General features: G+C 41.8%; 27 protein-coding genes and 1 pseudogene. 8 read left to right on the top strand and 20 right to left on the bottom strand.

The window, feature by feature from the left end; all coding sequences use genetic code 11:
- Positions 1 to 9 precede the first annotated feature (9 nt).
- Genes coaD through BCU68_RS03550 form a run of 4 tightly spaced genes read right to left on the bottom strand, consistent with a single transcriptional unit; the run spans position 10 to position 3,447 of the window.
- Complete coding sequence (gene coaD, locus BCU68_RS03565; protein WP_102563432.1) at positions 10 to 498, bottom strand: pantetheine-phosphate adenylyltransferase; 489 nt, start codon at positions 496 to 498, stop codon at positions 10 to 12.
- Positions 498 to 1,541 (bottom strand): glycosyltransferase family 4 protein, encoded by a 1,044-nt coding sequence (locus BCU68_RS03560; RefSeq protein ID WP_102563431.1) that lies wholly within the window; start codon positions 1,539 to 1,541, stop codon positions 498 to 500. The genes coaD and BCU68_RS03560 overlap by 1 nt, the downstream gene beginning before the upstream one ends.
- Before the next feature lie 2 nt (positions 1,542 to 1,543).
- Positions 1,544 to 2,371, bottom strand: coding sequence for a glycosyltransferase family 2 protein (locus tag BCU68_RS03555; protein WP_102563430.1), 828 nt, complete (start codon positions 2,369 to 2,371; stop codon positions 1,544 to 1,546).
- Positions 2,368 to 3,447 (bottom strand): glycosyltransferase family 9 protein, encoded by a 1,080-nt coding sequence (locus tag BCU68_RS03550; protein ID WP_102563429.1) that lies wholly within the window; start codon positions 3,445 to 3,447, stop codon positions 2,368 to 2,370. Before BCU68_RS03550 ends, BCU68_RS03555 begins: the two co-directional genes overlap by 4 nt.
- Positions 3,448 to 3,585: 138 nt before the next feature.
- Here BCU68_RS03550 and BCU68_RS03545 point away from each other — a divergent pair, with 138 nt between their 5' ends.
- From BCU68_RS03545 to pseB, 3 genes and pseudogenes are all read left to right on the top strand, one after another.
- Positions 3,586 to 3,969: a diacylglycerol kinase gene (locus tag BCU68_RS03545; protein WP_102563428.1), complete on the top strand. Its 384-nt coding sequence runs from the start codon at positions 3,586 to 3,588 to the stop codon at positions 3,967 to 3,969.
- Between the two features lie 43 nt (positions 3,970 to 4,012).
- Positions 4,013 to 4,723, top strand: a complete 711-nt coding sequence (locus BCU68_RS03540) for a 3-deoxy-D-manno-octulosonic acid kinase (RefSeq protein ID WP_102563543.1) — start codon at positions 4,013 to 4,015, stop codon at positions 4,721 to 4,723.
- A 58-nt stretch (positions 4,724 to 4,781) separates the two neighbouring features.
- Positions 4,782 to 5,573, top strand: a pseudogene (gene pseB, locus BCU68_RS03535) (UDP-N-acetylglucosamine 4,6-dehydratase (inverting)); the annotation flags it as partial.
- A gap of 59 nt (positions 5,574 to 5,632) precedes the next feature.
- On the opposite strand, the gene BCU68_RS03530 reads toward pseB, so the two are convergent.
- From BCU68_RS03530 to lpxM, 5 genes are all read right to left on the bottom strand, one after another.
- Positions 5,633 to 6,742 (bottom strand): hypothetical protein, encoded by a 1,110-nt coding sequence (locus tag BCU68_RS03530; RefSeq protein ID WP_102563427.1) that lies wholly within the window; start codon positions 6,740 to 6,742, stop codon positions 5,633 to 5,635.
- A 744-nt stretch (positions 6,743 to 7,486) separates the two neighbouring features.
- The gene (locus tag BCU68_RS03525) at positions 7,487 to 8,308 is read right to left on the bottom strand and encodes a 6-hydroxymethylpterin diphosphokinase MptE-like protein (protein WP_102563426.1); all 822 of its coding nucleotides are present in this window, start codon (positions 8,306 to 8,308) and stop codon (positions 7,487 to 7,489) included.
- Positions 8,308 to 9,615, bottom strand: coding sequence for a lipid IV(A) 3-deoxy-D-manno-octulosonic acid transferase (gene waaA / locus BCU68_RS03520; protein ID WP_102563425.1), 1,308 nt, complete (start codon positions 9,613 to 9,615; stop codon positions 8,308 to 8,310). Before waaA ends, BCU68_RS03525 begins: the two co-directional genes overlap by 1 nt.
- Entirely contained in the window at positions 9,609 to 10,676 is a 1,068-nt protein-coding gene (gene waaF / locus BCU68_RS03515) for a lipopolysaccharide heptosyltransferase II (RefSeq protein WP_102563424.1), read from the bottom strand. The genes waaA and waaF overlap by 7 nt, the downstream gene beginning before the upstream one ends.
- A gap of 140 nt (positions 10,677 to 10,816) precedes the next feature.
- On the bottom strand, positions 10,817 to 11,800 hold the full coding sequence (lpxM, locus tag BCU68_RS03510; protein WP_102563423.1) for a lauroyl-Kdo(2)-lipid IV(A) myristoyltransferase: 984 nt from the start codon (positions 11,798 to 11,800) through the stop codon (positions 10,817 to 10,819).
- A gap of 209 nt (positions 11,801 to 12,009) precedes the next feature.
- On the opposite strand from lpxM, the gene rfaD reads away from it, so the two are divergent.
- Positions 12,010 to 12,957 carry an ADP-glyceromanno-heptose 6-epimerase gene (rfaD, locus tag BCU68_RS03505; protein ID WP_102563422.1) on the top strand — a complete coding sequence of 316 codons (948 nt, stop codon included), beginning with the start codon at positions 12,010 to 12,012 and terminating at the stop codon, positions 12,955 to 12,957.
- 158 nt (positions 12,958 to 13,115) lie between these two features.
- Complete coding sequence (locus tag BCU68_RS03500) at positions 13,116 to 14,093, top strand: glycosyltransferase 52 family protein (protein WP_102563421.1); 978 nt, start codon at positions 13,116 to 13,118, stop codon at positions 14,091 to 14,093.
- Between the two features lie 63 nt (positions 14,094 to 14,156).
- Here the strand turns inward: BCU68_RS03500 and BCU68_RS03495 are convergent, their stop codons facing one another.
- The 11 genes from BCU68_RS03495 to BCU68_RS03440 all read right to left on the bottom strand — a co-directional run bounded on the left by BCU68_RS03495 (position 14,157) and on the right by BCU68_RS03440 (position 24,475).
- Positions 14,157 to 15,275, bottom strand: a complete 1,119-nt coding sequence (locus tag BCU68_RS03495) for a polysaccharide pyruvyl transferase family protein (RefSeq protein WP_157935159.1) — start codon at positions 15,273 to 15,275, stop codon at positions 14,157 to 14,159.
- Positions 15,272 to 16,399, bottom strand: a complete 1,128-nt coding sequence (neuC, locus tag BCU68_RS03490; RefSeq protein ID WP_102563419.1) for a UDP-N-acetylglucosamine 2-epimerase — start codon at positions 16,397 to 16,399, stop codon at positions 15,272 to 15,274. Before neuC ends, BCU68_RS03495 begins: the two co-directional genes overlap by 4 nt.
- 1 nt (position 16,400) lies before the next feature.
- Positions 16,401 to 17,444: an N-acetylneuraminate synthase family protein gene (locus BCU68_RS03485; protein WP_102563418.1), complete on the bottom strand. Its 1,044-nt coding sequence runs from the start codon at positions 17,442 to 17,444 to the stop codon at positions 16,401 to 16,403.
- Entirely contained in the window at positions 17,444 to 18,124 is a 681-nt protein-coding gene (locus BCU68_RS03480; RefSeq protein ID WP_102563417.1) for an acylneuraminate cytidylyltransferase family protein, read from the bottom strand. Before BCU68_RS03480 ends, BCU68_RS03485 begins: the two co-directional genes overlap by 1 nt.
- A gap of 232 nt (positions 18,125 to 18,356) precedes the next feature.
- Positions 18,357 to 20,729 (bottom strand): YjbH domain-containing protein, encoded by a 2,373-nt coding sequence (locus BCU68_RS03470; RefSeq protein WP_102563415.1) that lies wholly within the window; start codon positions 20,727 to 20,729, stop codon positions 18,357 to 18,359.
- Positions 20,730 to 20,732: 3 nt separating this feature from the next.
- Positions 20,733 to 21,599 carry a capsule biosynthesis GfcC family protein gene (locus tag BCU68_RS03465; RefSeq protein WP_102563414.1) on the bottom strand — a complete coding sequence of 289 codons (867 nt, stop codon included), beginning with the start codon at positions 21,597 to 21,599 and terminating at the stop codon, positions 20,733 to 20,735.
- Positions 21,599 to 22,324: a YjbF family lipoprotein gene (locus BCU68_RS03460; protein WP_241901261.1), complete on the bottom strand. Its 726-nt coding sequence runs from the start codon at positions 22,322 to 22,324 to the stop codon at positions 21,599 to 21,601. Before BCU68_RS03460 ends, BCU68_RS03465 begins: the two co-directional genes overlap by 1 nt.
- A gap of 134 nt (positions 22,325 to 22,458) precedes the next feature.
- Positions 22,459 to 22,692 carry a hypothetical protein gene (locus tag BCU68_RS03455; protein ID WP_102563413.1) on the bottom strand — a complete coding sequence of 78 codons (234 nt, stop codon included), beginning with the start codon at positions 22,690 to 22,692 and terminating at the stop codon, positions 22,459 to 22,461.
- 106 nt (positions 22,693 to 22,798) lie between these two features.
- Positions 22,799 to 23,305 carry a hypothetical protein gene (locus BCU68_RS03450; protein WP_102563412.1) on the bottom strand — a complete coding sequence of 169 codons (507 nt, stop codon included), beginning with the start codon at positions 23,303 to 23,305 and terminating at the stop codon, positions 22,799 to 22,801.
- 92 nt (positions 23,306 to 23,397) lie between these two features.
- Positions 23,398 to 23,862, bottom strand: coding sequence for a replication protein P (locus BCU68_RS03445; RefSeq protein WP_102563411.1), 465 nt, complete (start codon positions 23,860 to 23,862; stop codon positions 23,398 to 23,400).
- Positions 23,849 to 24,475, bottom strand: a complete 627-nt coding sequence (locus tag BCU68_RS03440) for a helix-turn-helix domain-containing protein (protein WP_157935158.1) — start codon at positions 24,473 to 24,475, stop codon at positions 23,849 to 23,851. The genes BCU68_RS03445 and BCU68_RS03440 overlap by 14 nt, the downstream gene beginning before the upstream one ends.
- A 494-nt stretch (positions 24,476 to 24,969) precedes the next feature.
- On the opposite strand from BCU68_RS03440, the gene BCU68_RS03435 reads away from it, so the two are divergent.
- Genes BCU68_RS03435 through BCU68_RS03425 form a run of 3 tightly spaced genes read left to right on the top strand, consistent with a single transcriptional unit; the run spans position 24,970 to position 26,367 of the window.
- Entirely contained in the window at positions 24,970 to 25,563 is a 594-nt protein-coding gene (locus BCU68_RS03435; protein WP_102563409.1) for a hypothetical protein, read from the top strand.
- Complete coding sequence (locus BCU68_RS03430) at positions 25,550 to 26,023, top strand: N-acetylmuramoyl-L-alanine amidase (protein WP_102563408.1); 474 nt, start codon at positions 25,550 to 25,552, stop codon at positions 26,021 to 26,023. Before BCU68_RS03435 ends, BCU68_RS03430 begins: the two co-directional genes overlap by 14 nt.
- Positions 26,024 to 26,025: 2 nt before the next feature.
- Positions 26,026 to 26,367, top strand: coding sequence for a hypothetical protein (locus BCU68_RS03425; protein ID WP_102563407.1), 342 nt, complete (start codon positions 26,026 to 26,028; stop codon positions 26,365 to 26,367).
- Positions 26,368 to 26,962 lie beyond the last annotated feature (595 nt).

Below are 26,962 nucleotides of genomic sequence, written 5' to 3'. Positions count from 1 at the left end.
AATGCTTCCTTACTGCTTATCTTGAATTTTATTGTAAATAGCCTGCGCCACTTCCTCTGGCACAAACTGATTAATATCACCGCCATGAATCGCCACTTCACGCACTATGGTCGATGATAAAAAAGCAAACTCTTCCGATGGGGTTAAAAAGACACTCTCTAGTCCCGGCATCAACTTACGATACATGCTGGTTAAGCCAAACTCATACTCAAAATCGACAGTGGTACGTAAACCACGGATTAAAATATTCGCTTGCTGTTGCTTGGCAAAATCGACCATCAAGCCAGAGAAACCTTTCACAGACACATTCGGTAAATGCTGCGTCACGCTCTCAACTAACGCCACACGCTCATCTAAAGTAAACAAGGTCTTTTTGCTTGGACTCGCGGCAACGGCAATCGTCACATCATCAAACATATTGGCAATGCGGTTAATCAGATCAAGGTGACCATTCGTAATGGGATCAAAGGTACCTGGGTAAATGACTTTTTTGCTCATTATGCTTCCTCAGTGACGGATTGATAAACTGAGCGATACAAAGCAGAAGTCTGTTCAATATCAAATTCAGTGAGCTTCTCTTTTGCGCCTGTTAACAGTCGATGACGCAGAGGTTTATCGGTCGCCATTAATTGGATAGCTTGAGCCAACTCATCACTATTACCAGCCGGAACTAATAAGCCGGATTGATTATGATCGATAATATCTGGAATACCGCCAGCATCAGTACCAATAACCGGTAATCCACCTTGAATCGCCTCTAGAATCACCGAGCCAAGACCTTCAGTATAAGAAGGGTGGATAAGCAGATCTGCCGAGGCAAACCAATCGCCCATATTATGCTGCTTGCCGACAAAAGTGACATTGGTTAGCTGATGCTCTTGTGCGTACTGCTCTAAAGCTTCCCGCTGAGGACCATCACCAAGTAGGGCAATATGAATATTAGGGTTGAGTTCCTGCAGCTGTTTTGCCGCCGCTAACGTCACGTCATGACCTTTATGTTTGAGCAAATTCGCCGCTTGGATAACCAAAAATTTATTGGCAAATTGACGCCAAATCGTATCCACTTGATTTTGCTCGACAGGATAAGCCACCGGTGAGCTTGGAATTTTAAATAACGTTGCATTCGGGTGGCGATCTTTTACTCGCGCGACAATTTCATTACTTAAACCAATCACCGCACTGGCTTTGTCATAAGCTTTGGTGGATAGCCATTTATTTTTTAAAGGGTTATCAATACGGCGCGTGACAATATAAGGAATCGAAAACAGCGTTGACTGAATCAGCGCCCAGTAAATCGCACGCCCTTCATGAACGTGAATTAATTGGCACTCTTGTGTAATGGATTTCTTATGCTGGCGAGTAAAGTGCGTCGCTAAAACAAGCTTGCAGCCTAATTCACGAATCGCATCAGCAAAAGGGCTTTTCGGATTAGCGACAACGGTAAGCTGATAGCCTTCACGCAACTGCTGCTTAATTAACTGTAAGGTCTGACGCTCGCCACCACTAAACCCAGAAGCTAAGTTAACATGACAAATCTTCATGACTATTTCTTCTCATCCTGTTGCTGTTCATTCTGCTGTTTTACGTTTTGTTGCTTTACACTTTGCTGCTTTACATAGTCACGCAACCACAGGTCAGCATAACGAGTAAAAGTCGTGTTGGCGCTTAAGATAGCCAGCACCAAGCCATGACGACCATCGAGGAAGCCACGTTTGATAAAGTACATTTTAAAGAAACGGAAAAAGCCATGCAGGATTGCGCTGGTTAATCCAACCTTCTTTTTGCCTTCACGCTGATCGGCCCACGACTTCATATACAGAGCCGTTTTACGCGTGTATTGGTGTAGCGCATCAAAGGTAAGATGAAGTAAGCGACCTTTTAATGGCTCGACCGTTAGTTCAGCAGGAGTTAAAACACTTTCATGCACCAGCGCGTCGTTATAAGCCAACTCTTTGGTACGACCTAAACGAACCACCCAATCTGGAGACCAACCAGAGTGATTAATCTGCTTACCAAAAGCGGTACTTAAGCGGTTAATTTTATACACAACATTGGCTTTATCAGCACTGACCGCCGCGAGAATATCTTGCTTTAATTCAGGGGTAACACGTTCATCAGCATCAAGCCAAAGAATGTAATCGGACTCAACATGAGTTTGCGCGATCTGACGCTGCTTACCAAATCCAGGCCATTGCGTATTAGTAAAAAACTTATCCGTAAACTGGTGAGCAATCTCTTGGGTTTGATCGCTGCTGCCTGAATCTAAGATAACGATTTCATCAACCCAGCCAGAGACCGTATCTAAACATGCCTTCAGGTGCTGCTGTTCATTTTTAACAATCAATGCGACTGCGAGAGTTGGCTTACTCATATTAAATCCTTATCTAAAACAACCTTATCAAACATCTCAATTACTTGTGAGGCGCTAATACGTTGCATTGCATTTTCATCTTTAACTCGCGTACGCCAGCTAAGTTCGGTTTTGTCTTTGCCGGTTTCGGCTTTAAGTGCTTGGTCATAAACCGAGACAATATAGTCACGATATAAATACGGTCCGGTGCGCTCAGGGTTATGGTGGGCATACAAACCAATCACAGGGGTTTGCATTGCGTTGGCCATGTGAGTTGGACCGGTATCAGGCGCTATCACCAAGTCGGCTTTATCCAGTAGGGCTAACATCTGTTTTAAGCTGCTTTTACCCACCAAGTTGGTCATGTTTTCTGCTTGAGAGTCCATAACCCTAGAGATAAGAACCTCTTCAATATCAGCAGATAAATCGACCTCAACCTGTGCAGGGCTACCAGCTAAAATCACCTGCCAGCCTTGCTTTTGAGCATGAAGGATAACCTCGGCATAGCCTTGTGCTGTCCAGTTTTTGTAAGCTTTACTCGCGCCCGGAACAATCACGACATTGCGCAGGTTCGGATTTAGCTGCTCGCTTGCCCATTGACCTTCTTGCTCGGTATAAGAGAGTGACCATGTTGGCTCTGCAGCTGTGACACCTAAGGTATGGGTAAAGGCAAGCAGACCATCTAAAACATGCGGCTCGCTAGGCGAAGGTACTTTGACATTGGTAAACAGAGTTTGAAAATCTTGGCTACGTTGAGCATCAAAACCCAGCTTATAACGCGCTTTAATACCTAACGTTGCCACACTCGCACGCAGGGCATATTGCATGTGTAGCAGGGCATCAAAGTGTTGACCTTTGAGTTGTGCCCACAGCTTTTTATAGCCGCTCCAGCCGTCCTTTTTATCAAAGACAATCACATCAATATTAGGCAGATCAGCAATCAATTGGGCTTCCAATTTACCGGTAATCCAAGTGATTGAAGTGCTAGGCCATTGACGTTGAATCGCTTGAACCGCTGCTATGGTATTGCATACATCACCGATGGCAGAGAGGCGAAGAATGCAAATAGAGTTAGGGGCCGACTGAAAAAGCGCCATGATGATAAGTTCCCTAAAGAAAAAGCGACAAATAAGAGTCAGAATTATGTATTGCAGGGCAAAGAATGTAAAATATTGATGGGATATATTCGTGTGATTGTGTGATAAACCTTAACCCGATAGCTCAGGGAGAGAGAAATGACAGGAAAACCAGGCAATACCGGATTTAAGCGCGTGATTAAAGCGACCGGATATTCAATGCAAGGACTCAAAGCGGCCTTTAAATATGAAGCGGCGGTTCGACAAGAATTAGGCTTGCTGGTGGTCGCACTGATTTTAACTATCGTGCTCTATTTTGCTTTAGGCCTATCGGTGGTCGAAAGCATTTTAATGGTGGGTAGTGTGGTTTTAGTGTTAATTGTTGAGCTACTAAACTCAGCGATTGAGGCGATTGTTGACCGAGTGAGTACCGAGCATCATGAGCTCAGCGGTCGTGCCAAAGATATTGGTTCTTCTGCAGTTTTTATTGCATTAGCTCTCGCGGGCTTTACTTGGCTACTTATCTTGCTGCAATATTTATAATCGGCTCACGTTTACTCAATGGAAAATAAAAGGAAACCATGTGATCAAAACCCTTCAGCAACCTAAACAGCATATCTGGTTTGATGATGCGCTTTTAAGTGAAAATCCTGGGCAAGTCTTCGATGCAAGTTACTGGCAGCAACAAGGTTTAGTGATTGGTAGTGCGAAGGGGCGAGGAACCACATGGTTTGTGCAGACCGAGAAATTGGCCGCAGCGTTAAGGCACTATCAACGTGGTGGTTTATTTGGCAAGTTGGTGAAAGACCACTACTGGTTCACTGGTTGGGATAAAACCCGCAGCGCCCAAGAATTTACGTTATTAAACACGTTAATCGCAGCGGGCGTTCATGTACCAAAGCCAATAGCAGCACGCGCAGTAAAGCGAACCTTCTGTTATCAAGCCGATCTTCTGAGTGAAAAAATACCCAATGCACGCGATCTCGTATCTATTTTGCAAGAAAAGCCGCTAACAGCAGAGATATATCAAAAAATTGGGCAGGAGATTGCGAAAATGCATCGAGCTCAAGTCAACCATACTGATTTAAATATCCACAATATTTTGCTCGATGATCAAGATAAGGTATGGATTATTGATTTTGATAAGTGCTACCAGCAACCTGGTGATGAATGGAAAGCTGGTAACCTAGCGAGATTAAAGCGCTCTTTTATAAAAGAACAAAAGAAGCGCAATATTCAATGGAGTGAAAAAGAAATGGAAAAAATTCACTCTGGTTATGTAATGGTGAGTTCGTAGATATACCATTCACCATGGATAATACATTTAATTAATTTACATCTTGTTAGGTGAAAAAATGCTAAATAATAAAACAGTACTTATTACCAGTGGCACAGGATCATTCGGTAAACAGTTCATTAAAACAATTCTTGAACGCTATCAAGATGTTAAAAAGATCATTATCTATTGAGATGAACTCAAGCAGTTTGAGATTCGTCAAAACTACCCGCTGAAAGACTATCCATAGTTGCGATTTTTTATCGGTGATGTACGTGATCAAAATCGTATGATCCAAGCGTATGAAGGTGTGGATGTGATTATTCATGCAGCAGCAATCAAGCAAGTCGATACAGCAGAGTACAACCCAACAGAGTGTATTCGCACCAATATCGACGGCGCTGAGAACGTGATTCAAGCTGCGCTGAAATGTGGCGTTCATGATGTGGTAGCACTATCAACCGATAAAGCGTGTGCACAGATTAACTTATACGGCGCAACTAAGCTTGCATCAGACAAACTATTTGCTGCAGCGAATAACATCAAAGGCTCTAAAGATATTCGTTTTAGTGTTGTGCGTTACGGTAACGTGATGGGTTCACGTGGCTCAGTTATTCCATTCTCCATGAAGAAAAAAGAAGAAGGTCTATTGCCAATTACTCACGAAGAGATGACTCGCTTTAATATTTCACTGCAAGACGGTGTCAATATGGTGATGTACGCGCTTGAAAATCACTTAGGTGGTGAAATCTTCGTACCTAAAATCCCATCGTACAAGATCATGGATATCGCAGAAGCTATCGCGCCAGAGTGTGAAACGAAAGTGGTTGGCATTCGCCCAGGTGAAAAACTGCATGAAGAGATGATCACCGCCATTGTAATTTTATCTTTCACTAAAAGTCATTTACTACCTGAGAATAGGTTATCTAGTCAATTATAAATGTCTTTTAATAGGCTAAACTTATATTCAAATCGTTCCTCTATCTGCTTGCGATTTATATCGAGGTCTATATTTCCATTAGCAATGTTTTTTGCTACATCTCTCATTGATGAGTAGCCGGCCACTTTGATAGATTCAGCTTTAGAAAGCTCAATGTAGTTCGGAGAATCTACCTCTACGTGAACGACACCTCGACCTAAACTCAAATAACTTCTCGTTGTCGACATACTTCCTCGTCGTTGTAGTAACAAATGAGAGCATGACATAACAAGAGCGTTATAAGTAATAGAATTGGTTGCTGTAGGGTAGGAAATATCAACATTGCACCTGCGAATTTTACGCAAGTAACCAAGATATATATCAATTAATACTCTAAATGATTTCTTTTTCTTATATGTAAATACAAGTAATTTATACTTTGGTAATAAATTTTCTTTCTTAAGGTTTTGAATTAATGCAATAACTTCAAAAAGAGAGAAAACACCTCTTTTAGCGCCAATCATGATTCTATTTTCTGGTGCAGTTTGAGTTTCATCAATGGTGTAAACATCAGAAAATTTATCCCATAATAGAGTAGGAAGAGACTTGAAAGCATCACGGGCATCAATAAAATTTAGATCGTCACGCCCTGTCAAATATTGAAGGCTAGGTTCGAAGTAATCCCTGGGAGCAATGAGATTTTTAACGTGATTCAATACGTGTTTGCAATCATCATCAAAACTATTAGATTTTGTTGGTATTAACTCACCGTGTTTATCTTTAGTTTTAAGCCATCTATCCACTTCATCATCCGTTAAGTGGATATAAAGCTTATCTCGAACATCACCGATATCGATGATCTTGGACAAGTAACTTGAGTTATGAGTTGATAGAGATATAGCGGTTATTGTTTTGCACTCAATGAAATCTTCATTAGATACAGACTCAAAAGGAATAACCATAACACCATCTAACTCACTAATAGTAAGTGAATTATCTGTAGCAATAATACAAATATCATCCTTTGAACAGTCACACTTATGGATAAGCATGTCAATGTATAGTTTTAGGAAAGTATGACTTGTTCTACCAATTATTGCATTTTTATTCTTAATACACATTTAAGTAATACCTAGAAAAATATAAAGTAAATAGAATCATACCCGAAAATTTAAAAAACAACTAAAAACAGTAGCATTCCAGAGGGATAAATATAAGTGTCCACAGACAATAAATGCATAAACCTTTGATTTTTTTTACCAAAAAACATCATGGATTCTTTTCTCACGTACCGTCATTTTATGTGTTGCATTAACTTGTGGCTTATATAAATTATAAATAGGCATACCTGGATATAATATCGATGCTGTGTATTGCGCTGTTGAAAAAATGCCAACAAGCGTAGATAGTTCAATTTTCTCAACTTCAGCTCTTACTTCAGGCGATTCATTTCGGTGAGGGAAGTAAATAACAGACTTTCCGAGTGATTGAGTGAAGTGCTGAATCTCTGCTACATATTCCTGTACTGTTTTTCTTCTTTTATGACCAATGAACCCAGCAGGGGCGTCAGCGTTATAGAGAGTTTCACATTGATAGTGTGCTTTTAATTGCTCAAAAGTATTTTTTACAATTTTATGTTGCGGTTCAGGGATATCAAAGACAGTAAAGACCTCTAAATTCTTTGACTGCTCTAGCTTCCTTACAGGCTTGCAACCAAAATGCTCTTTTCAGCGTGAACCAAACTTTGGCTTATTCAGCTTTGACTTATACAGCCCAAGCAGCAAAGGCGCAGTTAGGGCTAATGTGAAGGCATAACAGGTGCGAATTAACATATTAAAATGCACTCAATAATGGTGTTGTTCAGTTTATTTCTCATATTGATTACTGTAAGGAATAATATCAAAAGGAAGCTTTGAAATCGGTGAGCAATTGACAATATCTATACCATTAGCTTGAGCAACCTTTGCCGCTTCCATCATGAATGGCAGGATTTTATTTTCGTAATCTTTTTGTAAGCCACACTTCTGCTTATTTTTATCATTCTCATAAAATCGAGGTTGAGTCGCGTTGGAAATATCTAACCCTAACAAATAAATCATGGGTGCTTGCATACGGTAGGCAATCTGTACTGCGATAGACATAACGCTCCCACCATCGACAATGAAAGAATCAATATCCGTTGATAATAGATTGCTTGCCGATATCTTTTCAGTCTTAAATACAAAGATATTACAGCTTAATAATAAATCCATATCCCGTTCAGCAATAGCACATAACGCCCCTAAACTAAGGATTAAGTTCGTGCCTTTTTTGGTGTTTTTGATGATATCAAATCGGTTATATACGAAGTTAAAATCCATAATAACGTGAGCAAAGACAGGTAAATTTTTATCATGAGCAATAGAGATAGCGCCATTGAGATAAATGTTAGCGCTATTTTTTATCTCAGCTAAATCTAACTTATTAATGCTAGGACCAGAACCTATGATGTTGACGTTGTCATGCTCGGTTTGCAAAGTAGAGAGCTTTTGAGTCGGGATTAAATTCTTTTGAAAGTAATACTCATCCTCAATATTTTTTATATCTGGCCAATAGTCAGCTTTATACCAGTCGGCTTTGTCATGAGTTAGTTTGATGTACTTTTTAATCAACTTTCTTCTGATCTTAATTGCTAACGTTGAACTCATTACTTATCACCTTCAATATGCTTGATAGTTTGATATGTGGCACTCGTATCGTTATTTTTCCTAACTTGAACATTACGCTTTGTGGTCATGTTTTTTAGCAATACTATGATGTCTTGCGCTAGAGAGTGAGAGTCGCGTGTGATGACTAACAGCTCTTCAGCATGCAATGTATTCACTATTTCTTCAAAATTAAAATAGCTAGGTCCAGTAATGACTGGCAGCCCTAAAGCAACGGGCTCTAATACATTGTGTCCGCCGACTTTATCACCGATTAAACTACCGCCCATAAAGCAGAGATCAGCCGCGCCCATTAAGGTGAGCATTTCGCCCATGGTATCCGCGAGGTAGACTTGATCATTGCCAGTCACGCTTTGGTTAGAAGTACGTCTAACGCAGTTAAAGCCAGAGGTTTGGCATAAGCTAAAGACATCATCAAAACGCTCAGGATGACGTGGAACTAAGATAAGTAGTGCATTCGGTTGCTCGGCAAGTACAGCTTGATGGGCGGCAAGTACTTGCTCATCTTCGCCTTTGTGCGTGCTGGCAGCAATCCAAATAGGGCGCTCACTGTCAGTTTTGTTCGCTGTTGTATTATCTTGTTCACCATTTAGCTCATTACGCAGATTTTTAGCCGCTAACTTCGTCTCATCCGAGATATGAATATCAAACTTAATCGAGCCCGTGACCGCGAGTTTATCTTGCGCGATACCTAAGGCAGCAAAGCGCTCAGCATCGGCTTGCGACTGACATAACACTTGGCTTAAGTTCTGGCTAAGCAGATTAAATAATGGCTGCACTTTGGCGTAATTGCGACGAGATTTTTCGGATAAACGGGCATTGACCACAGTGATCGGTATGCCTGCTTTTGCCACTTCCGCTAAGGTATTTGGCCATAGCTCCGTTTCAATGATCAGCATCTTCTGCGGCTTAATCGCGTTTAAAAAGCCACGCACGGCAAACGAAAAATCAATCGGCATATAACGATGCTCAACCAAATCACCCAGCTTAGCTATTTGCTCTGCGCCGGTGCTGGTGGTCGTGGTGACAACAATCGTTTGAGTCGGATTACGTTTTTTTAGCGCATGAATAAGCGGAACAGCAGCAATACTTTCACCCACCGATACAGCATGAATCCACAGCGGTGCTTGTGACGTGTTTTTCGCCGAAGGTAGCGACGGTGTGTAACCAAAATGCTCTTTCCAACGCGAACCAAACTTTGGCTTATTCGGCTTTGACTTATACAGCCCAAGCAGCAGCAAAGGCGCGGCTAGGGCTAGGGCGAACGTATAAAAGACGCGAATTAACATGCCGAAACCTTGATGGCGTGCAGACGTTGAATACTGTCGAGTACCTGCTTAGGAGCCAGTTCGCTTAAACATTTCAAGTGATCAAATTGACACTCACGCTTAAAGCAAGGGCGACACTCAATCTCGGTATGGACGATCTCTACGTTGTCAGCCAAAGGTGGCGTATAACGAGGTGAGGTTGAGCCATATACCGCAACCACATTACAGCCAACAGCGGCGGCTAAGTGCATGATACCGGAATCATTACTCACTACGGTTTTACAGTAAGCGAGTAAATCTAGGGCTTCAATTAGGCTTGTGTGACCAGCGAGGACGTGAATTTGGTCGTGGTACTGGCTATCAACTCGCGCTTTAATGGAATCGCAGGTTTCGACATCTTTCGCCGAACCAAACAGCCACACTTGATTGCCTTGCTGACACATCGCCTCGGCAACAGCAGCGTAGTGTGCTTCTGGCCATTTTTTCGCAGGACCAAATTCTGCCCCAGGACCTAAGCCAATCACTGGGCTATCGGTTGCTAAGCCATACTTTACTAACGCTGCTTTTTGTACTTCAGCATCAATGGTTAAGTGCGGTCTTGGCAGGTTATCTAATCCACCCAAAGAGCTTGAATCAATCATCGAAGATTTCGGATGAGCCAGCGCTACATAACGCTCAACCATGTATTGGAACGACTTTTTGTTTGGACGTAGATCGTTTAATAGACCATAACGCATTTCGCCTTTCCAGCCAGTACGTTTAGGGATATTCGCAAACCAAGGAATTAACGCCGATTTTGCCGAATTTGGGCAGATATAAGCGTGATCATATCCTTCGTTACGTAACGTCACACCAATTTCACGGCGACCTAAAATGTTCACATCACCGTGGCCCATTGGCATATCAATTGCACGGTTTACTTCAGGCATGCGCTCTACAATCGGTTTACACCATCCCGGTGCCATCACATCAATCAGCGCATTCGGGTGCTGCTGTTTTAATGTCATATACAGAGTTTGCGACATCACCATATCACCGACCCAAGACGGGCCAATAATTAAAATCTTCTTTGCGTCATCCATCTCTATAAGCTCAATGTCGTTGTTTTATTAATTAAAAATGAAAGCGTTGCTGCTTTGTTTATTTAGAACTCTGTTTATCTAGAATCTTTGTTTATCTAGAATCTGCGTTTACTTCGATCTTAGTTTATTCAGAACTCCGTCTATTTAGAGGCCTTATATTTCGGATCTTTATAAGGATTATAAATTGAATCCGGATCTTCTTGCGTACGCAGCAGTTTTAAAATCCACATATATTGCTCAGGGTGTTGTATCACTTCCTGCTCAATCATGGCATTCATCATGCGAGCATCTTCCGCTTCGGTCTCGTTCGGGTAGTTTTCCCATGCAGGATGAATATTGATTTCATACTTGCCCGTGTCGGTATTCAACATGGCAAAAACAGGCACAATTTTCGAACGGCTCACTTTCGCCAGTTTACCTAAGCCTGGCAGCGTTGCTTTGCGATTGCCCATGAAATCGATAAATAGGCTGTGTTCACGACCATGATCTTGATCGGGAAGGTAGTAACCAAGGTAGCCATCGCGAATCGACTTAATGAAAGGTTTAATACCACCACTGCGCTCATAAACGCGACCGCCATATTGCACGCGTTGACGGTGCATCAGCCAGTCGGTTACAGGATTTTTCTGACGCTTGGCCATTGCTGAAACCGGCAGATCTTGCGAAGCCAGCAGCACGGCAGGAATATCGATGCCCCACGTATGCGGAACTAATAGAATCGCTTTATGACCCTCATCAAGCACCGTTTGTAGATTCTCCATGCCATTGACCACAGTATTATCACGTAGCCACTGTTTACTGCGCAGGGTCAAATTGGCAAAACGCAGCATAAATGTGCCAGCCGTGACCAGCGTCTTATGCAAAATCGCTTCACGTTCTTGGTCAGATTTTTCTGGAAAACAGAGCGCTAAATTAACCCAGGCATTATGTATTGTGCCTTTGCGCTTGGTGATAAGTTTGCGAGCAATTTTGTCGGCAATCCAAACATGGCAGCGGTTTGGTAAAAGTGCCAAAGGAAGTGAAGCAATTAAGCCTAACCACGTACCCCAATGCTTAGGGGCGAGAAAATCCCATTGGAAGGTTGGGTTATAAGCTTTTGGATCAAAATCATTACGTTTAGTCATTTGAATCTACTTAATTTAATATCAGTACGTTACTGCGCATTTATAGGGGTGATGATGTACGTTATTGCGCGCTATTATATCAATGAAATTACTGCACAGTTTATCAAAGAAACAGATTGTTGGGAATTAGGGTCAATATGGGCTTCACTTCTTCTTTACATGATTATTTGATAAACTCAATCAATACTTAAAATCTTGGTGGAAGAGTTATGATTATCGTTACTGGTGGCGCTGGCATGATTGGCAGCAACATTGTTAAAGCATTAAACAAAGCAGGAATTAACGACATTCTTGTGGTTGATGATCTTAAGAATGGTAAAAAATTCAAAAACCTCGTTGATCTTGATATCACCGACTACATGGACCGTGATGATTTCCTAGTTCAATTAATGTCTGGCGAAAACTTCGGGCCAATTGAAGCGGTATTCCACGAAGGTGCTTGCTCAGCGACTACTGAGTGGGACGGAAAATACATGATGCTCAACAACTACGAGTACTCAAAAGAATTGCTTCACTACTGTCTTGAGCGTGCGATCCCATTCCTATACGCCTCATCAGCTGCAACTTACGGCGACACAGAAAAGTTCATCGAAGAGCGTGAATTTGAAGGTGCGCTGAACGTTTACGGTTACTCAAAACAGCAGTTCGATAACTATGTACGCCGCCTATGGGCAGACGCTGAAGCACACGGCGAAACGCTATCGCAAATCACCGGTTTCCGTTACTTCAACGTTTACGGCCCACGTGAAGATCACAAAGCCAGCATGGCATCGGTGGCTTTCCACTTAAACAACCAAATCCTAGCTGGCGACAATCCAAAACTGTTCGAAGGCAGCTCTGAATTTAAGCGTGATTTCGTTTATGTGGGTGATGTGTGTAGCGTGAACTTATGGTTCCTAGAGCACGGCGTTTCAGGTATCTACAACTGTGGTACTGGCCGCGCAGAACCTTTCCAAGCGGTAGCCGAAGCGGTGGTAAAACATCACGGTAAAGACGCCAATAGCATTGAAACTATTCCATTCCCAGCGCATCTAAAAGGCGCTTACCAGGAATTTACTCAAGCCGATTTGACCAAACTTCGCGCAACAGGCTGCGATGTTGAATTTAAAACGGTTGCTGAAGGTGTTGCTGAATATCTTGCGATTCAAAACGCATAAATTTGCTCAGAGCCTTGGCTTCACAACTGTAGTTTGAGAAGCAAGGTTCAATAATATAGAGATAGCCTGACAGGTATTATGTCCGTCAGCCTATCTCTTATTCATGTTAGGCATAAAGCTAGCAATAGGCTTAATTATTAAACGGGATAGCATAGTCCATGAACGTTTTTATCATCACCTCTCCATTTCAATATATTTGTGCCAATGAGGCCCGAGAGTCTTATCAGGCAAAAGATAATCTTTTAGTTATTATTGAACAAAATAGCCAAATTGGTAAAAAGCAGATGAGTGCCTTAGTCGATGAAAGCGACTGGGATTACATTCTGAGATTTGATCGTAAAAAAAGAACGACGAACACACCAAAAATAATTAAAAAGGTACTCGAACTATCGAAAGGTAATTTGGATACCTTTTTTTATAGTGAGTATCGCAGTTGGAGAAATAAGCTTCTTATTCGTAACTTAGACTTTAAAAAGCATATCTTTTTTGATGATGGAACGATGATGTTTGTTGATTATTATGACCATCTTGAGCCGAAGAAAGCATATTATCGACCAAGATTAATCCAAGATTTTCAGCTGAAATTACAAGGTATCAAACCAATAGGTAGACTCCCTTTCTTTGAAAATACTGAAATATTCTCAGTTTTTGATCTTCCAGGTTGTGTTACAAAATTTAGAAGCAATAACCTGAAAACATTAAGCGATAAGTTTAGCCAGGTTGAGAGTGAAAATACACATTATGATATTTTCATTGGACAAGGGCGTGTGGATGAGAAAAGTCACAATATAAGCCTATCTGAATACTTAGTGCTTTTAGAAGAAGCGCAACAATGCTCGGATAGCCCGTTACTTTATATCCCTCATAGAACTGAAATGGCCCATGTCACAGAAGCGATTAAGAGGTTGGATAACCTGATCTATCATATGCCTTCTTTCCCAATAGAAATTGAACTGTATAAAGAGAAAGTTCAACCAGTGAATATTATTGGTTTATCTTCAACTGCTTTATATACTTTGTCGAAGTTATACCCTAGCTGCCCAGTTAAAGTACTTGTGCAAAAAGGAAGTGCCAGTATTCAAAAGATCAATCGAATACAAAATTACTTAAACGATCACTTTGCCAATAAGTCATAATCGTTAAGGTGATAAATTAAAGTTAGGTAGTCAAATGCTATGACTACCTAACTGTTAGTATAACTAGTCTTCTAAGTTAGCGAAGTAGGAGGCATAAAACTGAATAGTAGCCTCTTTTAGCATATTTAATTTTTTGTGGTTAATGCTAATAGTATCTAAATTTGTAATGAGGTGATTTACCTTGTTTGCGACATTTTTTTCAATATAGAAACTAGAGCCGTTCTCGCTACTTACCAGTTGTTGATGAATATACTCAATTCTATGTAATGGCGACAAACCAATCGTTTTCACACCAAACTTTAAAGAGCAGACGTTGGAGTGGTAGCGAGAAGCAATAACGACGTCAGCATTTTTATAAAGATTAAATATAAAATCAGTCGCAGCATCGCCTTGGAAGCAAGGTGCAACCATCGTAGAACTGCGCACTGTGCTGCTTGGTAGATAATCTAAGAATTGAGATATAGCTGTGATATCTTGATGAATATGAGGAACAAAAACAGCTTTCAATCCTTTATTAATAACAGTATCAACAATACTTTTCAGTTCAGCATGATACCAAGAAGGATCGTCGGATATAACATCCTTCATTTCTAACTGGTCATTAGTAATATTGATAACAGCGTAGCTTTCATCGAGTGGTAATGTCACCGCATTGCTAGGAGTATAAAAGAAGCCATGATCTAAAATCTCATGGATGTCACTTAAATACTCTTGACCAAAATCATGAGCAATAGAGTTAACAGAGCCATCATTTCGCAAAGCAATGGTAATGTTAGGGTTAGTTTGTACATAATCTAAAAATGCTTTAAATTTTGCATGATTTCCTTCGGGTACTTTTCGGTGTGGATTGCAACCAATACTTGTAATAAGGATTGGGCATCGAATCGTATCTAAAAGATCATTTGTGATATTGATGGTGGTACCGTTAACGGAGTTATCAACCCAGTAGTCTAAAAAACCACCTCCACCAAAAATGACTAAATCATAGGTATTGGCTAGAGCGACAAAATCTTCATTAAAAATGATTTTATCTTCACCAATGTAGTTATTGTAAGCTTTTCGAATTTCTAAACGATCGACATCACTATTGACCTGGATCTGATTCAATATTTCTTGAAAACCAAGGTGGCTGGCATTATCACCGATATTGCCTTCAAAAGCCGCTATATGCAGTATTTTCATTTCTTTAAATCCATAAATATTTTTTGGCTTGATGTCGCCCATATATCATCGTTATTTAGCATTTCAACAAAAAGTTCGTCACTATTGCCATTACCAAACTCGACCTCTGGTTCAAATTGGCTCAATAATGCTTGGTTGATAAGCTCTAGAATCAATTCTGATTTCTCATCTGCATGGAAAATAGATTTTGCATTTGAGCGATTATCTTGACGAGACCCAAGGTTGATGGATGGAATACCATAGAAAGGAACTTCACGAACACCCGCACTCGAGTTACCGATCATAAACTGTGAGTATTTGAGTAATGTTAAAAAACACTCAAATCGCACGCTTGGAAAAATTCTAAAGTTAGGGTTTTCTTTTAAGCGGTTGAGCTCATTAATGATAATTTCTGAGCCATGGTCATTATTAGGATAAATCACGACAAACTTCTGATCACTAGCAATAATCGCATCAACCGTTTGTTTGATATTTTGCGGTAAATTATCAATATCAGTCGTTACTGGGTGGTACATAAAGACAGCATAATCGTCAAACTGAATATTGTAGCGCTGTTTAACTTGCTCTAACGAAGGTAAGTTTGGTGATGTCATAATATCGAGATCGGGAGAGCCTATCACATGAATGCTGTTTTTATTTTCACCAAGCTGTAATAGTCGTTCTTTTGCGCGATCATTAGAAACAAAATGAAGGTGGGACATTTTAGATACTGAGTGACGAATTAACTCATCAATCGTTCCGGATACTTCACCACCTTCAATGTGAGCGACTAAGATATTATTCAAGGCACCAACAATTGCACCAGCCATTGCTTCGACACGGTCACCGTGCACAACAATCATATCTGGTTGTAACTCTTTGACATAGTCCGATAAACCAAGTGTTGTCTTGGCTAAAATAACATCCATAGAGTCCATATTATTTTGGTTTATGTACTTAAAAATCGACTTAAAGCCCGATTTTTCAACTTCATTTGCTGTCATGCCATATTTAGAAATCATATGCATGCCAGTAACAAATAAGTGAGCTTCAAGTTTTTCTGATTCTTCAACTTTTAAGATCAAACTTTTTAGCTTACCGAAATCAGCTCTAGTACCGGTTAGGAATAATATCTTTTTGCTCATACTATTTTATAAACTCTTTCTTTAATTGCACATCGAAAGGGATAGCTTGAGATGCTTTTTTACCAAGTAGACTTTCATAATCTTCTGCTAAAAAATCACCCGTACCTGGGCGTTTTACCCATAAGTTATCTTTGGTAAATACTTCACCTTCTTCAATTTTAGCAATAGTAACAACGCTTGCATAAGCAAAGTCGATAGTCACTTGCTCTTCTTTCGCTGCTTCTTTCTTGCCGCCACGCATTTTTGCCATTCTTGCTGATTGAGTGATTAACTCGTGGCACTCTTTTACATCCATTGAACAACAAATATCAGGACCTGGACGATCTTTGCTGTCGGTAAAGTGGCGTTCTAAAACAGAAGCACCAGTGGCTACAGCGCCAAGGCAAGCTAAGTTATCAATACTATGGTCAGATAAACCGACAACCGCATCAGGGAAAGCTTGTTGTAGTTGTTCCATTGCACCAATACGAATAAGGTGATCAGGCGTTGGGTACAGGTTGGTCGTATGAAGTAGGCAGAAAGGGGTTTGATGCTTTCTAAATATTTTAACCGCTTTCTCAATTGAAGGGATATCGTTCATACCAGTACTTAAAACAACAGGCTTGCCGTAGCTTGCAATTAAATCAAGTAGAGGGTAGTTATTACACTCACCAGAACCAATTTTATAAGCACTTACCCCCATGCGTTCTAATCGCTCAGCAGCCGCTCGAGAGAAAGGAGTACTGATAAAAATAGCCCCTTTTGATTCTACATATTCTTTTAGCTTTGTTTCATCTTCTTCATTTAATGAGCAGCGTGCCATGATCTCATAGATGGAGACATCGGCATTACCTGGAATAACTTTTTTCGCTTCACCACTCATTTCATCTTCAACGACATGAGTTTGGTGCTTAATAATTTCAGCGCCACCTTCTATAGCGGCATCGACCATTTCAAAGGCAACTTTCAAAGAGCCTTCATGGTTAATTCCAATTTCAGCAATAACTAAGGGCGCATAATCTAGCCCAACTTTACGTCCTGAAATTTCAAATACTGGGTTTGTCATTATTTTCTACTCTTTAATAGTTGTTCAACATAAGTAAAGTCATCAATGGTATCGATATCAGCAGATTCGAGTTCAGACATTACATAAGGGAATACATTATCTCTAGGAATTAGGTTGTGAAGCTTGAATTTCGTAACAGAAAAAATATAGATAGCGCCATTTGGTTGATAGCTTTTAGGTAAGTCTTGTCGCCTTGTATATGGGGCATCAGGACTGAAAAGGCCGCTAATCATCCCATTTTCTTGTTCGATATAAGCTTTAATCGGTGTATGAGATGGTTCAAATACACTCAATACACAATCAGCTTTTTTCTCATGATAAATAGTTAAAGCATGGTCAATATGATGAGAGGTTCTTAATGGTGACGTTGGCTGCAGTAGAACAATCGTATCGAAATTAATGGTTTTATTTAAATATTGGATGGCGTGTTCAATGGCTTCTGCACTTGTTGAGGTATCAGAGGCAAGCTCAAGAGGCCTATCGATGATCTCCGCCCCAAATTGAGCACTTATTTTTTTTATTTCATCATCTTCGGTAGTGACATAAACGCGGTCAATATTCTTACTTGCTAGAGCTGCCTGTATCGTTATGCCGATTAATGGCGTGCCGTTCAATGGTAAAACATTTTTTCTTGGCAAGCCTTTTGAGCCACCTCGAGCGGTAATTAATGCGATATTCATTAGGGTTGGACTCGTATGTTTTATTTGAGTTTATCAAAAATTGAGGGAAAGATAAAAGTTAAGAGCAGGAGCAGTGAGAGAAAGTGGGAAGTGAAGAGCAGTAAGAGCGAAGAGCAGGGGAAAGATAAAAGGGGAAAGATAAAAGGGGAAAGTAAGAGCAAAGGCAAGCGGCAAATCGTTCAAGGTGTGTGGGCTTGAACGATCTGCGTAGTGACCTCTATATTGCGATCCCCTATGGTGTTGCTACATTCTTGCGCTGGTACCATGGGGAGCGGGCGTCGGTGACGTCGAACAGTTGGTACTTGCGGTTAAGGATTTGACCGCCGTCGCGGGTGATCGGTTGCCAGCCAAATTGACCACGGCTAGTGCTCGGTTTCACTGTCAAAATATCAAATGGAATCGATACATAGATACCTTTATTATAGCTACCCTCACCATATTCAACAGTGCTTAGTTCAGTCCTTGTAACATAACCACCGACAATCATTCCTGATTTAAATTGCTTAGATATATCTAGTCGAGCACCAATATCACCTCCTAAGAATTGTCCTGCGCTGACCTTAAGTAGTGAGTTTTCTAACCAATCCCATTGCGGCATATAATAAGCGGTGATAAAACCAGTAACGCCTTTATCCAGTACATAATTTTGACAAGAGGCCGAGCCATCACAGTTGCTGCTATCATAACCATCAAAGTAGTAATAGGCTTCATCAAACACGCCAAACCAACTATCAGGATCACGCTGACTGACTAAGTTAAGATCCAAACCTAATGCCCAGTTCTCTGCCATCGGGCGATATAACACCTCACCACCGATACCTGCAAACATCATCTCCAAATAACCCGCGTAGGCTTGGGTGTAGACTTCCTCTGCCGCTTGATCAAACCACGTCAGTTGTAAGTGATTTAAGCGGATTGGGTTATCGTGAACATAAGAGCGGAACATCGTACGCACTCGTGGCACAGCATGATTAGATATATGAGGAGAGCTATCGACATAGTTAAACTTGTCATAGTTATCAGCAATATTGAAATAGATAGAGCCACTTGCCTCAACCTTATCGGTTAACCAAAGACTTGCCCCTGCATTAACGCCTAAGTGGAAAAAATAGAAAGATTCAGGACCGCCCACCGACTGAGCTAAGATAGGAGACAAACCCGCATCCCAACGCGTTTTATTCTCTGCCAATGTCTGATCACTTAAACGAGTTTGTTGATCGCCTTGTTTATCATCTTGATTCGCACCTTCTTGCGTCACTTCTCCGTGATAGATAATCGCATCGTCTAACTTAGCACCGATATAACCATTGCTTGCCACCTTATAATAGAGGTCAGCATCAATATCGGTTAGCGTCATTGGTACACCATTTCTTTGCTCAATGATGCGATAGGTGTCAGCATCAGACGCATTGGCTAAAATCGCTGCCGCACGATCCAACGCTTCATCACGGTCACGGTATTTCTTTTGTTCACCGACTAAAACTAAAGTATCACGACCGCCACTGTCACCATTAACCAATGAAGCATCATGAACCAGCGAGAGACTGTTTTGCTTATAACCGGCATTATCTTCTAGCAGCTTCGCCACCGCGTCCCAATCTGTCTCGGCTTTTGCTGTTTGAGGATTAGAAGCGTCTTGAGGATCAGAAGAACCCGAACCAGCGACTAAATCTGCCGAGCTTGGTGATTGAGTAATGGTCTGCTTAGGAACATCACGCCAGGTTGCGTATAACTCATTAAAGTTAGTAAATAAATTCACCCCTAAAGTCAACGTATCACCGCGTTGATAGCTGACTTTCATATCTGCCCAATTACCGAGCTGGTAAAGCAAGCCAAAGTTCCATTTTGCATGTTGCGGCATTTCTATACCAGAACGATCACTAGTGTAATCATTAGCATCATATTCGACCTTGAATCGTAGCGGCTGGTGAGTTGTTTGGTATTCAATCCCACCATAAACTGAAGCGTTACCTTTAAACCAGCGCTCAAATTCAACACTACCACCATCAGGGTTATAACCTGCATCCCTATCGCAGTATTTGCTGCTGAGTTTACAAAATGGGTTAGGCATATTACCGCTTTGACCTAAATAGCCCCAAGCAAAGCCAAGAGTAAAATCAAGGTTACCAAATTGCTTGGTAGCGGCAATATACTCACTATCAAATAGGCCGCTACCTGCAAAATCTTGTATACCCAAAGACGTTTCCGGTAGCCAGTAGCTCTCTTCCCATAAGCGGATCTTAAAATCAAACCCCTTATCGGTAAAAATATTGTCACCGCTAAAGTCGGGGTTTGTATTGAATTTACGGTGAGGAACTCGACTATAGCGCGCTGTTGCTTCTAGCCAAGAGAAAACCTGCATGGTTGCGCTGTAGTGGTAATAGTCATCGTTGTAATTAAAGCCAGCGTTAAATTCACCGACCGGAGCCATACGACCCGTGCGCATCTGCATCAAACCCACTCCGCCAAAATCCCCCATCGAAGGGCGCAGCATGACAGGATTTAGATTCACCGGTTGAGCATTGGATTGTGCGTTCGCCAGTGTCGGCGCAAGAGAAAGCACAGCAAGAGAGCCAACAATAAGCGGTTGAGAATAGCGAGTCATAAGTTAGCCCCTTACCATAGTGAGCAGAGTGGCAATATTGCTTTCAAGTTCATCAAGGTCAATATCAGCAGGGTTAGCAAACCAATCACGGTTAAAGCCCCAGAAGATCATCGTGCCCGGTGCCAGCGTCGCATGTTGATCATTCCAATAGGCATAACCGGACTTTTCAATGTTGCCATCAGGGAAAATCAACCAGACATTGCTGTTATTGCCCGGCGCTTCTAACGGAGAAACCAAAGCTAAATAGTCAGTAATCGAGCGCGAGGCAACAAAATCAATCTTCGCCACTTGATGGACATTACCATAGACCTGAATTTGAGTAGGACGCTGCGCCAGTTGCAGTTCATAGCTGCCCTGTAATTGCGGATTATGCTGCTCATCCAGGCGGATCAAATCAAAATCAAGACTGATCAACTCACGATAGCCATAACGGTGCGCTTTTAACTGCTCAATAATGATGCCAGCCATTTGTCGTTTGCTGTTGGCGGTGATGGTTTTATTCTTGTCGATAATTTCATAGCGAGCGAGCAAAGCTAATTGATCGATAACCTGATGATAAAGGCGATCGGTTTGTGCTTGTTTATGATTATCAAACAGTTTATTCGCCAGCGAGTAGGGCGCATAAGGTCGATGAGAAGAAGCTTGCAGCGCTTGTTGGTGGTGAAGTAAGCCATCGCTCATCACTTGATCAAGACGAACTGCTTGTGGGTATTGCAGTTGCACCAAAGCCGCTGGTGTCACATCAACGGTGAGTGCCGGTTGGCTACTGGTGGTTTGGCTATTGATTTGAGAGCTAGGCTGAACATTGGCTTGAGCAACACTAACAAAACTAAGCAGCAAGGTAGCAAAAAAAGAAAACAACATAACCATTAACGCTCCAGGTAAGGCTTAAGAATTTCCATCTCAATTTTGTTCATATCAGGACCAAGATATTGCAGCGATTTCACCACCATGCCTTGCTCGTCACGCCAATATTGATTGGTGATCGTTTGATCAAGCTGAGTAAAATAAACCTGCTCTTGCCATTGGGTGACATTTTTCGTCCATAGCGCGGAAGTTAAAGTGCTCGTGTCATGCTCAGTCATACTCACCTGAGCATCAAAACCGTAGTGATAACGCTTATCTAAATAGTCACTTTTATCCCAATCATAGGTCGCTTGCCACTGCTGATTGGTCGTAGCAGAAAAATAAGAATCAGAAAAAGAAGAAGTTAGCCCAGCCAGGTTATAAATAGGCAGACGTAAGGTTTTTGTAATCCGCCCATCTTCAGTAACAATCATCGCTTTATCAGCCGATACCCACTTTAACTGCGTGACACCCGTTTGCGTATTTTTCTCAGCCAGCGCCAAGACCATAAAGATTTGCGCCCCACCATTAATACGTACATAAGTACTCGCATAGGGCAGGTTAGCCAGATGTTCTTGGGTCATTTCAATATCTTGAAAGCCGTAAATGCCTTCTTTAAGTGTGGCGTTAACATCGGAAAATTGTTGTGAGCAGCCTGCGGTTGTCAGGATAAAAAGCGCAGTAAGATAAGAGGGACGAGCAAGGTAACCAAGAGAGCGAACCAGAGTCTGGCACATGGGTCTGAGCATACAACAACCTTGTTAATAGCTTATTGATAATCGAGGGGTAATATAAAAGAGGGTAAAGCACCCCTAATCATAACAAATAATATACGAATAAATCATTTCGGATTAGGGGTAAGAAACTAATTAAATCAATCCAATTAGTTTGTTGTACCAGTTGTACCAGTTGTACCAGTAGTACCGTCACCGCTTGAAGCAACGGCAGCTACAACAACAACCGCTGCTGTACCCATAGCAATTGCAGTACCTGATGCGCCGCCTGCTGCTACGGTAGAACCAGTTGCAGTACCTGCTGCAGTGCCAGCAACTTCAGTTGCAGCGAAAGCAGAAGATGCACCTAAAGCAAGTAACATTGCTAATGCGATATTTTTCATGATATTCCCTTACTATCTATAGATTTGTTACATCGATGTAGAGGGCTTGTAACCCCCTATTATTATACTAGTTGATTACGAAGCGAGAGTACACCGATTAATTTACCTACCAAAAACTCTTATTTAATAACTTATTGGCACGAAAATCACGCAATTGCCTGGCATCTATCGCCCACGTATTTATCGAGATGTTACTATGCTGGTTCTTTGTTGTGTTTTGATGACTGTCTTCATACAAGGTTTGATGCTGTCCCTCATTCATATCTTCGCTAGTATTACCCTGTGGACCGTAACAGAGATGTGAATGAGTTCGAGCATAATAGAGTTTGAAGGTATCGCGAATAATATTAAGCTGTGATTTAAGAGCGGTTTCACTTTTTAGATCCGCCAGTTGACATAATGTATCAGCACTGAGGGCACGGGGGTAAACATGAACTAAAGCTGCTGCAATGGTATGCGACTTACCAGTCAAGCGCGCTAATTTATTCTTAAGGTACTTACGCTCATCTGCCGATAAAGGTTGAGCATTAGGTTGTACACTTATATAACTAAACGAAATCCCACCCACCTCAATTTGAATACAAATAGGATGCTGCTTAAGAAACTTTGGCATATTAATCTTTCCTTTCTAACAAATTTAATTATTACTTCCGCTTTATTGACCGCCAACCTTACGTCTAATTACTTATCTTTATCTCTCCTCTTTTAACTACGATTAAGTTGTAATTTTGTTCTGCTCTTAGCTTCCTGCTCAACGGCTTGCTGAAAGAAGGAGCAAAATAACTTACGCGCTTGCGGATAGGGTAAACGACTGGTATTAAACTTAGCTTGGCCCATTACCCAGCGTTCACGTTCACCTTTTGGTTGACCCGCAATATGACGAGCAAATGCCGCATCCATATCGATCTCTAAACACCAATTACAAAACTGACCGGCACTAGGTATAAAGCTATTAGTATCGTGACGAGCCGCTGAAAGCCCCAGTTGGATCTGCTCTATACGAGTAATGCCGCGCTCAATAAACGCCTTCACCCAAGCGCGTTTGGCATTGTTCATCTCTTCGGTAGTCGCAAACGCTTGTCGCCATGCCGGGTATAAACCTTGTAGCTGAGCAAAAAGCTGATTAACGATCATCTCTACTTGCTCACGAGAGGGATCAAAATAGGTCATTTTCCACTCCTTTTAGCCAGTGATCGTCGATGAGTGAGTCGTTATCTTTTTTGTGCTCAGATGAAGCTTTGCTTGTGGCCGGTTTGATTTGCGAGCGACGTAACCAGGCATTAATAAAACTTTTCGTGCCATTGAGATCTTTACGTTTGGTCGGGTTTGACTCAAGCCAAGCATGAATGGCTAACAACTCATGTTCAATTTCCAGGGCAGGGTAGCAAGAGATCCAAAGTTCATATTCCGTTTGGCTAAGAATGTATTGTCCATCAGTAGCGCTGAAGGTCATTTCAAACGAATTATTATCTTTAGATTCTTTATGACTGATTATGGTGGCATCTGCTTCCACCTCCGATGGTGCATCATCAACGCCCAGTGCCGCGAAGCTTCTGCGCTCTATCTCTTTTAGATTGAGGATAAATAAATTACTGCTTTGACGACCATTTTTAGCGTGACGATGAGTGATGGTGAGCAGGCCCTTTTCTTCCAAGCCCTTAACGTGTTTTTGTACAGTGCGCAGTGACAATTCACACATTTTGGCTAGGTAGCCGTAGGAAGGAAAACAGTGTCCGTGAACGTTGGCATTGTCAGCGATTTTCAGCAAAACCAATTTGGCCATTGGTGATCCTGTTTCTACGAGCATGGTCTTGGCGACCAGATGTTTACACATGGTAAGTCCTCATTATTAGTGCGGTTATGCTAGCTCTTTATAAATTACATGCATTGACTGAAACTTAATGCCAAATACAGCGCGCATGTTTATCGAATGTTTTCATTGTTATCTAAATGTTACCAGATAGGTGCTCTAGAGACTAACGAGCAAAAACTCAGATTGGTAGTGCAAATTTTAAACAGCATTCAGTTTTGTGGTTGAGTTCAAAATATTGAAAAGTTGGCATTTACTCTTTGCATTTATCAGCTAAGAGAGTGAAAACCATTCACAGATTTTGTTGTATTAATAGTAACTCGATCACGCTCTTATCGTTTCCAATCTGCATTGCTCACACTTAAAGTCATTAGTGACAGAAATATTGCTGTCACGCACAGGGAAATTGAACTCAGCCAAACCGAGGGAAATTTTTCTTTGATGCTGTTTTTCAAATGAGGAACACGATGACTTTATTAGTAGAATGGCTAATTAAAGCCCATAATCAATCTGTTACAGGTGCATTATCCCACCCTGGGATCAGCAGTTTGGCCAATCAACGGTGGGACGAAACGCGGGAAATGCTGCTCTTTAGCCAAGCCCGACACGCTCGCAACCACCCACTTGGCGATGCACTTTTCACCTTACGCTACCTGCCACGTTCGCAGCGCGTCTATCAACGAACCCATCGCTGGTTAATGGCGCACACCAGCCAAAGCTTGCAACTGGTTCATCCCCATTGCGCCAGTCGAGTGATCGCCCACATGGCATTAGCGCGCTTTGCATTAAATGGTCGCGCGGTGCAAGCCAATAAACCGCCTGCGCCCTACGATGCCAACTTGCTCACCAACAGCGGCGTCGAATTCTTATCCTTGTTCGATCCCTTGAGCCCAACCCAAGCCACGCAAAGTATTTTTAGCCAAGTCAGTCAACTCGAGCAGCGCTGCCAACGTTATGTCGAACAGCTAGAGCAAACCTTGCTGGTGGACTTAGACCTATCAGTCGCAGACAAGGCGGTGAGTAAGCAGGTAATTAAGGAGGTGAATAATGACGCGCTCTAATAAGGAGATCCAATGGGTGACGGTGCACTGCTCTGCTACACCAGCGTCACGCGATATCGGCGTCAAAGAGATCCGCGCTTGGCATGTTAACGAACGTCACTGGCGAGACATAGGTTATCACTTTGTTATTACCCGCAGTGGCGAGGTGCAGTTAGGTCGTCCGCTCAATCAAACCGGCGCACACGTTCGAGGGCATAACCGCGCCAACCTAGGTATCTGCTTAGTCGGTGGGGTCGATGAGCAACTTAAAGCGCAAGATAACTTCACTACTGAGCAAAAAGAGGCGCTCTGGCAATTGCTCACTCAACTGATGGCGCAGCACCAACTGAGCCATACGCAGATCAAAGGGCATCGAGATTGGTCAGCGGCCAAAGCGTGTCCGTCGTTTGATGTGCAGCGTTTTTTAGTGACACATAATAAGCAGGGCAGCGATCACCCTAAACACAACAAGGAGGGGTAACGATGGGGTTATTCGGACGTTTATTTGGTAGCCCACGAGCCGTAGAAAAAGGGCTAGAAGCGATCATCAACACGGGAGATATGATTATCTTTACCGACGAAGAGAAAGCGCAACAAAAAATCGAACTGCTTAAAGCCTATCAGCCGTTTCGATTGCTGCAACGCTACATTGTTTTGTTGTTCACCGTGCCCTATGTCGGACTGCACAGCGTGGTGATCATCGGCAGTTTGCATGGCTATGACTGGGCTTACATCGGCGTGATGATCAACGAAGCCTTTGGTTATCCGGTTCTCGCTGCAGTTGGTTTATACCTCAGTGGTGGGGTGTTGCCAAAGCGATCGTAAACACAGCCAAAACTCCCAAGCTAAATCGATAAAGGGCAACTGAGAAAATGCTCAGTCAGTTGCAACCATTTTGCAACATTTGCTTGGTAGGTTAGTTTTTGAGCTAGATAAAAAGTTGAGTTTAGTCAAAGTAAATCAGGAGTCATTATATCATGTGGCTCCTGATTTATAGACCTTGAAATGACGTGTAGATTAAATCTTGTTCAAGATCCACTTTAAAATGGCATGGGCTGATAGAAATATCACCAGCTTGTATTTTTGCAAGCAAGTGCGCAATATGCATCTTGATTTGTATTTACTCATTGAAAGTTGTGAAGAAGTGTGGATAATCGTCTACAAGTAAATGTTGGTGGTTTGTTAACTGGTTGAGCGTTGGAGTAGTGGCTTTAATTCGTTACACTGCATAAGCGATTAATAAAAAACAAAAAGGGTAATAAATTTTGATTGTTTTCAATCTTATTTTTAGCCCTAAATATAGTACTTGCGCAGTAGGATTTGCGTTACATCCATGGGCGGTAGCATGCCTAATTCATACTCAACAGCGAGTATGTCATGCGATAAAATTCTGCGATTAACCTATTAATAGTGCTATACC

It is taken from the genome of Vibrio sp. 10N.286.49.B3 (assembly GCF_002873395.1).
Lineage (GTDB): Bacteria > Pseudomonadota > Gammaproteobacteria > Enterobacterales > Vibrionaceae > Vibrio.
This window is presented reverse-complemented; position numbering and strand designations above follow the sequence as displayed.